This is a genomic window from Caulobacter sp. DWP3-1-3b2 (assembly GCF_049896325.1).
Taxonomy (GTDB): Bacteria; Pseudomonadota; Alphaproteobacteria; order Caulobacterales; family Caulobacteraceae; genus Caulobacter.
The window spans coordinates 66,840-80,602 of sequence record NZ_JAFCUB010000009.1 but is presented as its reverse complement, the minus strand read 5'-3'; the positions used below and the strand labels follow the sequence as shown (position 1 = coordinate 80,602).

Genomic DNA, 13,763 nt, shown 5'->3' with positions numbered 1-13,763 from the left:
CGCGACCGCGGTCTAGATCTCGTAATCCAGCTCGCCCTCAAGCCAGGCGACGATCAGTTCAGCGGCCGCGACGGGGTCCATTTTCGTGGTGTCGATCCGCAACTCCGGCGCTTCCGGCGCTTCGTAGGGGCTGTCGATGCCGGTGAAGTTCTTCAGGTCGCCGGCTCGGGCTTTCTTGTACAGACCCTTGACGTCGCGTTCCTCGGCCACCGCCAAAGGCGTATCGACGAACACCTCGACGAACTCGCCATCCTGCAGGATCTCGCGCGCCAGGCGGCGCTCGGCCCGGAACGGCGAGATGAAGGCGGTCAGCACGATCAGGCCGGCATCGACCATAAGCTTGGCCACCTCGGCGACCCGGCGGATGTTCTCGACCCGGTCCTCCTCGGTGAAGCCGAGGTTCTTGTTGAGGCCGTGGCGGACATTGTCGCCGTCCAGCAGGTAGGTGTGGCGGCCCAGGGCGTGCAGCCGCTTCTCGACCAGGTTGGCGATCGTCGACTTGCCGGCGCCCGACAGGCCGGTGAGCCAGACGACCCGGCCGCGCTGGCCCTTCAGGGAGGCGCGCGAGGCCTTGCTGACGTCGGTGTGCTGCCAGTGAATATTGTCGGCCCGGCGCAGAGCGAAGTTCAGCATGCCCGCACCGACGGTGCGGTTGCTGATCCGATCTATGAGAATGAAGCCGCCCAGATCGCGATTGACGCTGTAGGGCTCGAACGGGATGGCCTGGTCGAGCGACAGGTTCACGAGGCCGATCTCGTTCAGCTCCAGCTTCTTGGCGGCCAGGTGCTCCAGCGTGTTGACGTTCACCCGATGCTTGATCTCGGTGACGCTGGCCCCGACCATCCGCGTGCCGATCTTCAGCAGGTACGAACGGCCCGGGGGCAGGGGCTCGTCGTCCATCCAGACGACGGTGGCCTCGAACTGGCCGGCCACGGCGACGGGGTCGTCTGCGGCCACAAGGATGTCGCCACGGCTGACGTCGATCTCGTCGGCCAGGGTGATCGTCACCGACTGGCCGGCGAAGGCCTGGGGCAGGTCGTCGGGCAGGGTGACGATGCGGGCGACGGTGCTCTCGCGGCCCGAGGGCAGCGACTTGACCTTGTCGCCCGGCTTGACCGTGCCGGCGGCGATCTGGCCGGAGAAGCCCCGGAAGTCGAGGTTGGGGCGGTTGACCCACTGCACCGGCATGCGGAACGCCTGGCTTCGCAGATCGTCCTCGACCTCCACGCCCTCCAGCCAGTCCATCAAGATCGGCCCGTCGAACCACGGCGACTCCTCGCCCCGGCCGGCCATGTTGGCGCCGGTCAGGCCCGAGATTGGGATCGGGGTGAAGACCTGCAGGCCGATCTGGTCGGCGAAGGCCCGGTAGTCGGCGACGATCTCGTCGAACCGCGCCTGGTCCCATCCGACCAGGTCCATCTTGTTCACAGCCAGCACCACGTGGCGGATGCCCAGCAGCTGGACGAGATAGGAGTGACGGCGGGTCTGGGTCAGCACCCCCTTGCGGGCGTCGATCAGGACCACGGCCGCATCGGCGGTCGAGGCGCCGGTGACCATGTTGCGGGTATATTGCTCGTGACCGGGGGTGTCGGCGACGATGAACTTGCGCTTGTCAGTGGAGAAGAACCGGTAGGCGACGTCGATGGTGATGCCCTGCTCGCGCTCGGCGGCCAGACCATCGACCAGCAGAGCGAAATCGATCGCTCCACCCTGGGTCCCGACCCGCTTGGAGTCAGCCTCGAGGGCGGCCATCTGATCCTCGAAGATCATCTTGCTGTCGTACAGCAGGCGGCCGATCAGCGTCGACTTGCCGTCATCCACGCTGCCGCAGGTAATGAAGCGCAGCAGCGACTTGTGCTGGTGGGCCAGCAGATAGGCGTCGATGTCCTCGGCGATCAGGTCGGAGGGCTTGTAGACCGTGTTCACGGAAGCGGGGGCCATCTAGAAATACCCTTCCTGCTTCTTCTTTTCCATCGAGGCCGACTGGTCGTGGTCGATGGCCCGGCCTTGGCGCTCGCTGGTGGTGGTCAGCAGCATTTCCTGGATCACCTCGGGCAGGGTCGAGGCCGTGCTCTCGACGGCCCCGGTCAGCGGATAGCAGCCGAGGGTACGGAACCGCACGCTCTTCATCCGGGGGACTTCGCCCGGACGCAGCCGGAAGCGATCGTCATCGACCATGATCAGGCTTCCGTCGCGTTCGACCACTGGCCGCTCGGCCGCGAAGTAGAGCGGGACGATCGGGATGTTCTCCAGGTGGATGTATTGCCAGACATCCAACTCGGTCCAGTTGGAAATCGGGAAGACTCGCAAGCTTTCTCCGGGGTGCTTGCGGGTATTGTAGAGCTTCCACAGTTCGGGCCGCTGGTCCTTGGGGTCCCAGCGCTGCTCAGAGGTGCGGAAGCTAAAGACGCGTTCCTTGGCGCGGCTCTTCTCCTCGTCGCGGCGGGCGCCGCCGAAGGCCGCGTCGAAGCCATGCTTGGCCAGCGCCTGCTTGAGGCCCTCGGTCTTCCAGAGGTCGGTGTGGAGGGCGCTGCCGTGGTCGAACGGATTGATGCCGCGCGCCTCGGCCTCGGGATTCTTGTGCACCAGGAGTTCAAAGCCCAACTGGTTGGCGATGGTGTCGCGCAGGTCGTACATCGCCCGGAACTTCCAGGTTGTGTCGACGTGAAGCAGCGGGAAGGGCGGCTTGGACGGATAGAAGGCCTTGGCGGCCAAGTGCAGCATGACGGCGCTGTCCTTGCCGACCGAATAGAGCATCACAGGCCGTTCGCACTCTGCGGCGACCTCGCGCAGGATGTGGATGCTCTCGGCCTCCAGCCGCTGAAGATGCGTCAGGCGCTCGGGAGTCACGCGAGCCGAAGTCAGCGCACTCATGGACGTGTCCGCAAAGGCGTCGTGCGACAAGGAGGCGACTGGGCTAGGGGGCAAAACGCATGTCCGCAAATGGTAAAGCGCCGCCGCCATGCCATGGGCGCGGCGCCGACCGGTGATCCTGGGACTGCACCTAGGTGCGGCGGAACAGCGGGGCAAGGCGGAGAAAACTGCAGACGCTGTGAGCTTCGATGGGAGGCGCGACCACGGTCGCTGCCTTTCATGACCAAAAGTTCATTCGAGCTTGGGCGCAAACTGTCGCATAACGCCGGTATCGGATTGTGGGCTCACCGATGTCATCCCTGGCTGAATTCATCGCTGCGATCATGCTCTGGCTATCGGCCATGGCCCTGTGCCAGTTCGGCGTGGTCGTTGAGCATCAGGTCAAGGCCCCGTCCAAGGCCGAGCGCACCGTTGCGCGGTCGCCGCGCCAGCAGGCCGTGCAAAGCACCATGAGTTGCGCTCATCGCCAGCTTGCCGCGGTTCGCGCCTAGGCCTTTCACGAGCAGGCTTCGCGGCAAGTTCACCTCTGACGGGAAAACCGCCGGAACCCGCTATGCGCGCGGGCTTTTCGCCGTTAGGTTTGAGCGTTGCGCGAGGGTGGGGCGCCCGCGCGGCGGTGTTCATCCGGCCCTACGCCGTTCGCTCTGGGACCATGGCTGCGTATGAAGCCTAAGAAGCGCCAACCGCTTGATTTCTCCGGCATCGCGATGGAACCGCCGGTCGAGGACGTCGGCCGTCAAGTCGAGCCCCAGGCCGATGCGCCGGTCAGCGAACCCGACCTGGATCTGGACATCGCCGCTGTGCCAGAAGCCTCGCCGCCGCCGACGCTTGATCGTGGCCCGCTGAACCCCGAACCCACGCCGATCGTGGAGACGCCAAGGACCGCCGCCCGTCGGGGTTTCTTTGCATCGACGCCAAAGGAGCGTCCAGCCGAGGCCGCGTCCAAGGCCGAAGTCGAAAGGCCATTGCCCGTAGCGCCCCACTCGACCGATCTCGGGGCCGAAGATCGTGTCACACCCGAGCCGGAGCTTGACTTCAAGGTCGTCGATCCGATTCCCGCCTTTGCGGCCTATACGCCACAGCGCCCCAAGCGGAACGCCCAGGTCGAGGCCGAGCCGTTCGCGCCGCTGCCCTCCTTCTTGACCGCCTCGGCTGTCCAGTCGCCGGCCCCGGTCGTGGAGCCGGAGGCGCCGGCGAAACGGTCGGAAGCCGCCGTCGCGAAGCCGCGCCAAACCCCGCCAGCGCCGCGGACCGAGCCCACCATCACACCCTTGTCCGCCCCCTACGATGACAAGAAGCCGATGCCGGCCCCGCTCTATTGGAGCCTCGCCGTCGCCGCCGCTGCGCTATGGGCGCTGGCGCCGATCGCCTTTGCCCTGGGCTATGGCGCTGGTGTTCCCGCGCTGAAGGTCGATCAGTTCGCCTTGGCGGTGTTCGCCGCCCTGGCGATCGGTCCCGCTCTCCTGACCCTGCTGGGCGCCTACATGCTACGCCAGGCCTTGGCCGTCTCGACGGAGCTGAAGCGCAATCGCGTGATGACCGACCGCCTGGTGACCCCTGCGGCCCTGGCCTCGGCCGGCGTGACCAGCGCCGTCGAAGGCATTCGCGCCGAGATCGACGCCGCCACAGCCGCCGCCGAGGACGCGCGCGCGCGCGTCCAGGCCCTGCGTGAGGCCTTGGCCGAAGAGACCCTCGCCTTGGCCCAGACCACCAGCGAGTCGGCGCGGATGGTCAAGCAGCTGTCCGACGGACTGGGGCACGAACGCCAGGCCATGCACGCCCTATCGACGACGCTGGACGCCCAGTCCACCGCCGTGGTCGACGCCATCGGCAGCCAGGCGCGGATGGTCGCCGAGGCTTCCGACCTGGCCGAGACCCAGCTTCGCGAAGCCGAAGCCGCGCTCGCCGCCCGAGCCGCCGACCTTGCCGCCGCCGCCTCCGAGGCGTCCGACGCCGCGCGGGTTGGGGCAGAGGACCTCTCGCGGCAAATCGCTCGGCTGGAGACCGCCGGTCAGGGCGTGGGCGACCAGATGGCCGCTGTTGAGCGCAACCTGGCCCAGCAGCGCGCCGTGCTGGTCGCGGCCAGTCAGTCGCTGCGCGCCGACCAGGAAGACTTCGCCGGCGAGGCCGAGACCCGAACCGCCCAGCTCACCGAATTCATCGGCCACACCCGCGCCGGCGCCACCGAGATGGGCGACATGGCGGCCATGGGGGCCGAGGTGCTGCGCGGCCTGATCGGCGCGGCGGCCGACCAATTGCGCGAAGTGGCCGAGACCGCCCGCGCCGAGCGTGAGGCCCTGGCCGCCGAAACCTCCAGCGCGATCACCGCCCTGGCTAGCGCGGCCGGCGGGCAGCGCAGCGATTTAGAGAGCGCGCTCAACGACGCGCTGGATGCCATGGCCGCCGCCGCCCGCAAGGCCAGCGAAGGCGTGGAACAACGGGTCGAGACAGCGCGGGGTCGTGTCGACCAGCTCAATGAGATCGCCTTCGCTGCGGGCCAGAAGGCCGACACGGTGTTTGAGTCGCGCATGGACGAGGCCCGCGATCTGATCGAGCAATCGGCCCAGGTGGTCGAGCAGGCTGGCGCCCGTACGGCCCTGAAATTGGCCGAGAGTGTCGAGACGGCCCGGGCCACCATCGCCGAGATGGAGTCGATGCTGGAGGACGTCGGTCGTCGCACCGCCGACCTGCCGGCCGAAGCCCTGGCCCGCGCCAACGAGGTCCGCGCCCAGATCAACCACGGCATCGAGTCCTTGCGTCTGGCCGCTCGCCAGACCGCCGAGGAGACCGCCGCGATCGACCAGGCGTTCCAGGAGCGGGTTCGTCGCAACTATGACATGCTCAGCGAAGCGGTCAGCCGGATGGGCGTGGCGGGCGCGCCTCAGCCGCCGCCCGCATCGCGGGGAGCCGCGGGGCTAGTGCGTCCGCCTCAAGCCGCCGCCCCGCTGGCGCCGCCCGTGGTCCAGCCGGTCAATGAGCCGAGCGCCGACGAGATCGGCCTGCGCCCCCGCCTTCGCCTGACCCCGACCGCCTCAGATGACGAGTTCCGCTCGATCTTCGACGCCGCCGGTGGCCGCAACGCCGCGCCGCCGCCCGCCCAGCCCACCGAGCAGGCCGAACCACCGGGCGGCTGGTCGTGGCGCAATATGCTGTCGGGCCTGGAAAGCGCCGCGCCGGGCGACGCCGCCCTGGGCGAGAAGATGGCCGCCGAGATCCTGGCCATGGGCATAGACCCGACGGCCCTGCTGCCGCGCGGTCGCATCGACGAGATCGCCGCCACCATCCAGACCCACGACAGTGAGGGCGCCCGTGAGGTGGTCAAGAAACTGGCTCCAGCCGCCATTCGCCGCCTGGTGCGCCGACTGTTCTCCGACGCGGCATTGCGTGCCGACGCCGACCGCTTCCTGCGCCGCTATTCAGGCATGATGGACGAGGCGGCTGATCAGGACCGCGAAGGCTTCCTGGTGGCCGCCCTCTTGTCCTCTGACGCTGGACGCGCCTACCTGCTGCTAGACGCGGCTTCCGGCGATCTGGCCTAGGCCGTGAAGCGTCTGTTCGACGTGGCGGCCTCCGGCGGAGCGCTGCTGGTGCTGGCTGTCCCGCTTCTGGTGCTGGCGGGGGTGGCGCGCCTGACCTCGAAGGGGCCGGCGCTCTATTGGTCGCAACGAGTAGGGCGCGGTAACGCGCTGTTCGCGATGCCCAAGTTCCGTACCATGAGGATTGACACGCCGGAGGTCGCCACCCATCTGCTGGAAAGCCCCGATCGCTGGCTCACCCCCTTGGGCGGCCTCCTGCGCAAGACAAGCCTCGACGAATTGCCGCAGCTATGGAGCGTGCTGGTCGGCGACATGAGCCTGGTCGGGCCCCGGCCAGCGCTGTTCAATCAGGATGACCTCGTGGCGCTGCGGACGGCCGCCGGCGTCGAGACGCTGCGGCCCGGCGTCACCGGCTGGGCCCAGATCAACGGCCGCGACGAGATCGCCATAACGGCGAAGGTGGCTTTGGACGCCGAATATTTGCGGCGCCAGGGGTTCTGGTTCGACCTGCGGATTTTGCTCGCCACCGTGCTGCCCGTCATGACGGGCATGGGTGTAACGCGATAGGGATGCAGTCCTCCCCCCGTGGGGGAGGTGGTCGCGCAGCGACCGGTGGGGGAGATTTACGACGCTCGATCTTGTCCGTGCCTACCTGCCGATCACTCCCCCCTCCGTCGGCTTCGCCGACACCTCCCCCCACAGGGGGAGGACTTGTCAGGATAGCGCTGCGTAGGCCTTCTCCAACGCCGCCACGAACGCCGCGTTGCTCGCCAACTCCCGGCTGAACACCGCCTCCAACTTCAGGAACGACGCCACATCGGTCGAAGCGTCGCCGGTGCAGGCGGCCGCCGTCTCGACCAAACGCTCAGCCAAGGGATCGACGATCTTCACGCCCTCGGCGGCGCGGCGGCGGATGACGTGCATCCAGGCGGCCAAGGGCAGGGCCAGGCGGTCGACCGAGCGGCCGGCCTCCAGCGCATCGACCACCGTGCCCAGGATACGGAACGGCAGCTTTTGAGAGCCGTCCCAGGCGATCTGGCTCAGCAGGTGGCGGATTTCGGGATTGAGGAACCGGGCTAGGATGGCCTGGGCGTAGGCGGCCAGGTCCAGGCCGCGCGGGGCGGTCAAGGTGGGGATGATGTCCTGGACCATCAGGTCCTCGGCGATCTGGGCCAGATCCGGATCGCTGATGGCCTCGAACACCGTTTCATGACCTTTCAGCAGGCCGGCATAGGCGATGGTCGAGTGCACGCCGTTCAGCAGCCGCAGCTTGGCGCGTTCGAAGCCGCGAACGTCGTCGGTCAGGGTGACGCCGACCGACGCCAGGTCGGGCGCGTCGTCTCCGAGCACGTCCTCGACAACCCACTGGGTGAAGGCTTCGCGCTGGATCGGCCAGGCGTCGGACAGGCCGGTAGCCTTCTCGACCCGCTCGCGCAGGGCGTCGTCGGTGGCCGGGGTAATGCTGTCGACCATGGTGCGCGGGAAGCGGCCCTCGGTCTCGATCCAGGCGGCGAGTTCCGGATCAATCGCCTCTGCGAAGGCGACGGTCGCCGCCTTCAGCCGCCAGCCGTTGTCTGCGAGGTTGTCGCAGGCCACCACGGCATAGGGCGGCAGCCCGCCCAGATGGCGACGGCGCAGGCCCTCGACGAGATAACCCACGGCGCTGACCGGCTCGCGCGGATGGGCCAGGTCATGGACAATGTCGGGATGGGCGGTGTCCAGCTTGCCGTCGCCGGTTAGGCAATAGCCCTTTTCGGTCACCGTCAGCGTGACCATCCGGGTCATCGGCGCGGCCAGGCGGGCGAAGACGGCGGGCGGATCCTCGGGCGCGACCAGCACTTCCAGGATCGAGCCTACGATGCGGAAGGTGGTTTCGGCGTCCAACTGGGCCAAGGTGTAGAGACCGTCTTGCGGCTCCAACGCGTCGCGGACGCCCGGGCTCTTCAGCGAGACGGCGCAGATCCCCCAGCGCGGGTCGCTGTTCAGAAGCTGGTCGAAATAGCAGGCCTGGTGGGCTCGGTGAAACGCGCCTGGCCCGAAGTGCACGACGCCGACGGTCACCTTGTCGCGATCATAGGCCGGCTGCGCGACGCTCGGAATGGTGGCGGGATAGCTGACGGCGTTGAGGCGCAGCGGGCGAGAGACGGTGTCGGTCAAAGGGTCACGCCTTGTTTCCAGATGGCAATTTCGCGCTCGCCGTTGAGTTCAGTCTTGGTCTGCTGGCCCGAGGCCGTGGCCACCACCAGGTCCATCAGGGAGTCGGCCGCCGCGTCCATGGTCACGCCCGCCAGCACGACCCCAGCGTCGAAGTCGATCCAGCCCGGCTTTCTCGCGGCCAGAGCGCTGTTGGACGCGATCTTCAGGGTCGGGGCGGGAAAGCCGAGTGGCGTGCCGCGACCGGTGGTGAACAGGATCACCGTCGCACCCGCCGCGGTCAGGGCGGTGGACGACACGGCGTCATTGCCGGGCGCCTCTAGCAGGGTCAGGCCGTGCGGCCCGACCTGATCGCCATAGCGCAGCACCTCGACCAGCGATGAGCGGCCGCCCTTCTGCACCGCGCCGAGGGACTTCTCCTCGAGGGTGGTGATGCCGCCGGCGATGTTGCCGGGCGAGGGGTTCTCGTAGATTGGCTGGTGGTTATCGATGAAGTAGCGCTTGAAGTCGTCGATCACCCGCACCGCGCCGTCGAACACGGCCTGGCTGGCCGAGCGCGACAGCAGCACCTGCTCGGCGCCGAATACCTCTGGAATTTCGGTCAAGACCGGCGTGCCGCCAGCGTCGGAGACCTTGTCTGCGATGCGGCCGACCAGCGGATTGGCGGTGACGCCGGAAAAGCCATCAGAACCGCCGCACTTGAGGCCGACAACGAGGTCGGACAGCGGCGCGGGTTCACGGTGGTCGCGCTCGGCGATCGCGACCAGGGCCTCGATGGCGGCCAGGCCGTCTTCCTGTTCGTCATCGACCATCTGGGTGGTGAACGAGCGCAGGCGTTCGGGATCCAGGCCCGGCGCGGACTCCAGCAGCGCCTTCAGCTGATTGTTTTCGCAGCCCAGACCCAGGATCAGCACGCCGCCGGCGTTTGGATGGGCCGCCAAGCCGGCGATCAGCTTGCGGGTGTGGATCAGATCGTCTCCCAACTGCGAGCAGCCGAACGGGTGAGGGAAGGCAAACACCCCATCCACCCGGCCGGCGAAGCGATCATTGGCCTTCTCGGCGATCCGCCGGGCGGTGTTGGCCACGCAGCCAACCGTGCATAGCACCCAGATCTCGTTGCGGGTCCCGACCCGACCATTCTTGCGGCGATAGCCCAGGAAGCTTCCTGGCGGCGAAGCGAGGTGGTCATCCGGTGTCGCAACGGCGTAGGTGAAGTCCTCGACGCCCGACAGCCGGGTTTCGACATTATGGACATGGACGTGATCGCCGACGGCGATGTCCACCGTGGCCCGGCCAATCGGCCAACCGTATTTCAAGACGTCCTCGCCTTTGGCCGCGGCTCGCTGAGCGATCTTGTGGCCCTTGGGAATGTCGGAGCGAGCGATGATCGACTGACCATGCAGGTCGAGCGTCTCGCCCTCCACGAGGTCGCGAAGCGCCGTGGCGACGTGGTCGCGTGGATCGACGCCGTGGATCGATTCGGTGGCGGCGGAGGGCGGGTCACTCATCAAACTGTTGGTCATTGGGACATTTCGTGTTGCCATCCCCGTCAACGAGGTGGGGAAACCGGTGTCAGCATAGGCCAATTACGCCTGTCCGCGCATCTGTAGCGACGCCTTCGCGCGTAGAGTATGACAAAACAAACCAACGATCGCTGCATGGAAACGCTTTGACCTCGTCCAACACCCCCCTGACGGACAACGATGGCCCGGAACCCGAGTCCGGCCTCGAAGGTGGTCGCAAGCGCGCCACCATCAACGACATCGCCCGCCTGGCGGGGGTGTCGAAGAAGACCGTCTCGCGCGTCATCAACCAGTCGCCCTTCGTGCGCGACGAGACCCGCGAGCGTATCGAGGCGGTGATCGCCGAGTGGGGCTACGCGCCCGATCCCCAGGCGCGGGGCCTGGCGTTCCGCCGCTCGTTCCTGATCGGCATGATCTACGACAATCCTAACCCGCAATATGTCGTCAACATGCAACTGGGCTTGCTGGATGGTATCCGGGGCTCTGGGTTTGAGCTGGTGGTGCATCCTTGCGATCGTTCCAGCCCGACCTTCCTGCAGGATGTACGCACCTTCGTCGAGCGCCAGAAGCTGTTTGGAGTGGTGCTGCCGCCGTCGGTCTCGGAAGACGAACGAGTGGCCAAGCTACTACGCGAGATCGGCTGCGAATATATCCGCATCGCCTCGGTCGAGCTGGACAAGCCCGAGCATATGATCGTCGGTCACGACCGATTGGGCGGCGAGGCCATGGGCGCCCACCTGGTCGAATTGGGCCATCGGCGGATCGGCTTCATCAGCGGCTTGCCAAGCTTCCGTTCGTCGCACGAGCGGCGAGGGGGTTTGGAGGACGCCCTGAACAAGGCCGGCCTGAAGCTCGAAGACGACTACGTGGTCCAAGGCGCCTACACCTTCGAGTCGGGCCTGGCCTGCGGCGAGACCCTGCTGGCGATGGACCCGCGTCCAACGGCGATTTTCGCCGGTAACGATGAGATGGCCGCGGGCGTTCTGCAGGCGGCGCGACGGGCGGGCCTGCAGGTTCCCGCCGACCTGACGGTGGTCGGGTTCGACGACTTCCAGATCGCCCAGGCCGTCTGGCCGCCCTTGACGACGATCCATATTCCGACCCGCGAAGTGGGCCGGATCGCCGCCGAGAAACTGATTAACGCCGCAGTTCGTGAGAAGCGTGATCCGAACAGCCCGATCCCCTATCTGGTCGTTCGGGAGTCGTCGGCCCCACCATCCTCGGTGTAGGGTCGGCCGCGCCGACGTGGCTTGCATAGCGTCATGACACCGGTTACCAAGCGCGTCGAAACGGCCGGTCAACGCCGTCGGCGGATTAGGGAGTAGGAGACGCCAATGGCTCGGCCTCTGATATTTCACGATGACCGCCTGTTCCCGGCAGACGAGCGCACGCGGGGCATCGCCCGTACGCTGTATGGCCAGGTCAAGGATCTGCCGATCATCAGCCCGCATGGTCACACCGACCCGTCCTGGTTCGCGACCAATGCTCCTTTCGAGGACGCCACCGACCTGCTGCTGGCGCCCGACCACTACCTGTTCCGCATGCTCTACAGCCAGGGGATCAGCCTCGACTCGCTGAAGGTCCGCTCCAAGGCCGGCGTGCCGGCGACCGACCCACGCGGCGCCTGGCGGCTGCTAGCCGAGAACTTCCACCTGTTCCGCGGTACGCCGTCCTGGATCTGGCTGAACCACGTTTTCAGCAAGGTGTTTGGGTTCGAGGTCTTCTTGGGCGCCGACACCGCCGATCTCTATTTCGACCGGATCAACGAAGCGCTGGCCACGGAGGCCTTCCGACCCCGCGCCCTGTTCGACCGCTTCAACATCGAGACCCTCGCCACCACCGAGGGTCCTCACGATAGTCTCAAGCATCACCACGCCATCCGTGAGAGCGGTTGGGGCGGCCACGTGATCACGGCCTATCGTCCCGACGCCGTCATCGATTTCGAGGACGAGCGTTTCGGCTGGTCGTTCGACCGCTTCGCTGAAGTGTCAGGCCAGGACGTCACCAGTTGGCGCGGTTATCTCGAAGGCCACCGCATCCGCCGCGCCGCCTTCATCGACGCAGGCGCCACCTCCAGCGATCACGGCCATCCGACCGCGGCCACCGCCGACCTCAGCGACGTCGAGGCCGAGGCGCTGTTCCAGAGCCTGCTAAAGGGCGAGGTGACGCCCGCCAAGGCCGAGCTGTTCCGCGCCCAGATGCTGACCGAGATGGCCAAGATGAGCCTGGACGACGGTCTGGTCATGCAGATCCACCCCGGCTCGCACCGCAACCACAACACCGGCCTGCTGGACAGCCACGGTCGCGACAAGGGCGCCGACATCCCGATGCAGACTGAATATGTCAGCGCCCTCAAGCCGTTGCTCAGCAAGTTCGGCAATGACCCGCGCCTGTCGATCATCCTCTTCACGCTGGACGAGACGGTCTACAGCCGCGAATTGGCCCCTCTGGCCGGCCACTATCCGGTGCTGAAGCTGGGTCCGTCCTGGTGGTTCCACGACAGCCCAGAGGGTATGATGCGGTTCCGCGAGCAGGTCACCGAGACGGCGGGATTCTACAACACCGTCGGCTTCAACGACGACACCCGCGCCTTCCTGTCGATCCCGGCCCGCCACGACGTGGCCCGCCGCCTGGACAGCAGCTTCCTGGCCCGCATGGTCGCCGAGCACCGCATGGACGAGGTCGAGGCCGCCGAGCTGATCGTCGACCTGACGTACAACCTGCCTAAGAAGGCCTACAAACTCGACCAACCGCGGACCGTTCAACCGACGCCCGCCACACAATACGCCGCCGAATAGATTTCCCGGAGCTCCAAGATGTTCGCCAAGACCTACCACGCCACCCACCCCGACATGATGTACGCGGTCAGCAATGACGACCTGCGCGATCGTTACCTGATGCAGGGTCTGTTCGCGGCCGACGAAATTGTGCTGCAGTACAATCACGCCGAACGCTTCGTGATCGGTGGTGCGGCCCCGGTCTCGACCGCCGTCAAGCTGCCCGACCAGACCGAGCCCGCCTCGGCCGCCGGTCATCCGTTCCTGGAACGCCGCGAGCTGGGCGCCATCAATGTCGGCGGTGGCGTCGGCAAGGTGACCGTGGACGGCCTCGCCTACGACATCGAGCCGCGCGACGGCATCTATGTGACCATGGGCTCCAAGGACGTGACGTTCGAGAGCGCCGACGCCGCCAACCCCGCCCGCTTTTACATCACCAGCCTGCCGGCTCACACCGCCTTCGAGACCAAGAAGCTCGAGTTCGCCAACGCCGTCCCGCTGGAGCGCGGCGCGCTGGAGACCTCCAACGAACGCACCATCTACCAGTACATCGTGCCGACCACCTGCAAGTCGGCCCAACTGCTGCTGGGCATGACCGTGCTGAAGCCGGGCAGCGTCTGGAACACCATGCCGCCTCACCTGCACGACCGCCGTTCGGAAGCCTATTTCTACTTCGGCCTGGGCGACAACGACCGGGTCTTCCACTACATGGGCGAGCCGGACGAGATGCGTCACATCGTGATCGCCAACCAGGAAGCCGTGATGAGCCCGCCGTGGTCGATCCACATGGGTTCGGGCACCTCGAACTACACCTTCATCTGGGCGATGGGCGGCGAGAACCTCGACTATACCGACATGAACGTGCTGGACATCTGCCAGTTGAAGTAGGGGCGGGGATC

10 protein-coding genes are annotated in these 13,763 nt (G+C 66.8%); 6 read left to right on the top strand and 4 right to left on the bottom strand.

Annotated features, from left to right (window positions below):
• Nucleotides 1–12: 12 nt before the first annotated feature.
• Complete coding sequence (cysN, locus tag ACP7AG_RS08975; RefSeq protein ID WP_426012046.1) at nt 13–1,941, bottom strand: sulfate adenylyltransferase subunit CysN; 1,929 nt, start codon at nt 1,939–1,941, stop codon at nt 13–15.
• Nucleotides 1,942–2,874: a sulfate adenylyltransferase subunit CysD gene (cysD, locus tag ACP7AG_RS08970; protein WP_426012044.1), complete on the bottom strand. Its 933-nt coding sequence runs from the start codon at nt 2,872–2,874 to the stop codon at nt 1,942–1,944.
• Between the two features lie 290 nt (nt 2,875–3,164).
• On the opposite strand from cysD, the gene ACP7AG_RS08965 reads away from it, so the two are divergent.
• The 3 genes from ACP7AG_RS08965 to ACP7AG_RS08955 all read left to right on the top strand — a co-directional run bounded on the left by ACP7AG_RS08965 (nt 3,165) and on the right by ACP7AG_RS08955 (nt 6,977).
• Complete coding sequence (locus ACP7AG_RS08965; protein WP_426030581.1) at nt 3,165–3,365, top strand: hypothetical protein; 201 nt, start codon at nt 3,165–3,167, stop codon at nt 3,363–3,365.
• A 171-nt stretch (nt 3,366–3,536) separates the two neighbouring features.
• Entirely contained in the window at nt 3,537–6,413 is a 2,877-nt protein-coding gene (locus tag ACP7AG_RS08960; RefSeq protein ID WP_426030580.1) for a polar localization protein TipN, read from the top strand.
• A 3-nt stretch (nt 6,414–6,416) separates the two neighbouring features.
• On the top strand, nt 6,417–6,977 hold the full coding sequence (locus tag ACP7AG_RS08955; protein ID WP_426030579.1) for a sugar transferase: 561 nt from the start codon (nt 6,417–6,419) through the stop codon (nt 6,975–6,977).
• Nucleotides 6,978–7,124: 147 nt separating this feature from the next.
• On the opposite strand, the gene ACP7AG_RS08950 is transcribed toward ACP7AG_RS08955, so the two are convergent.
• Nucleotides 7,125–8,567, bottom strand: a complete 1,443-nt coding sequence (locus ACP7AG_RS08950; RefSeq protein ID WP_426030578.1) for a mannitol dehydrogenase family protein — start codon at nt 8,565–8,567, stop codon at nt 7,125–7,127.
• A complete protein-coding gene (locus ACP7AG_RS08945; RefSeq protein ID WP_426030603.1) occupies nt 8,564–10,072 on the bottom strand; it encodes a UxaA family hydrolase in 1,509 nt (502 codons plus the stop codon). The genes ACP7AG_RS08950 and ACP7AG_RS08945 overlap by 4 nt, the downstream gene beginning before the upstream one ends.
• Before the next feature lie 161 nt (nt 10,073–10,233).
• Between ACP7AG_RS08945 and ACP7AG_RS08940 the strand changes: the two genes are divergently transcribed.
• From ACP7AG_RS08940 to kduI, 3 genes are all read left to right on the top strand, one after another.
• Entirely contained in the window at nt 10,234–11,316 is a 1,083-nt protein-coding gene (locus ACP7AG_RS08940) for a LacI family DNA-binding transcriptional regulator (protein ID WP_426012034.1), read from the top strand.
• A gap of 105 nt (nt 11,317–11,421) precedes the next feature.
• Nucleotides 11,422–12,885, top strand: coding sequence for a glucuronate isomerase (gene uxaC / locus ACP7AG_RS08935; protein WP_426030577.1), 1,464 nt, complete (start codon nt 11,422–11,424; stop codon nt 12,883–12,885).
• An 18-nt stretch (nt 12,886–12,903) separates the two neighbouring features.
• Nucleotides 12,904–13,752: a 5-dehydro-4-deoxy-D-glucuronate isomerase gene (gene kduI, locus ACP7AG_RS08930; protein WP_426012030.1), complete on the top strand. Its 849-nt coding sequence runs from the start codon at nt 12,904–12,906 to the stop codon at nt 13,750–13,752.
• The last annotated feature ends 11 nt before the right edge of the window (nt 13,753–13,763 follow it).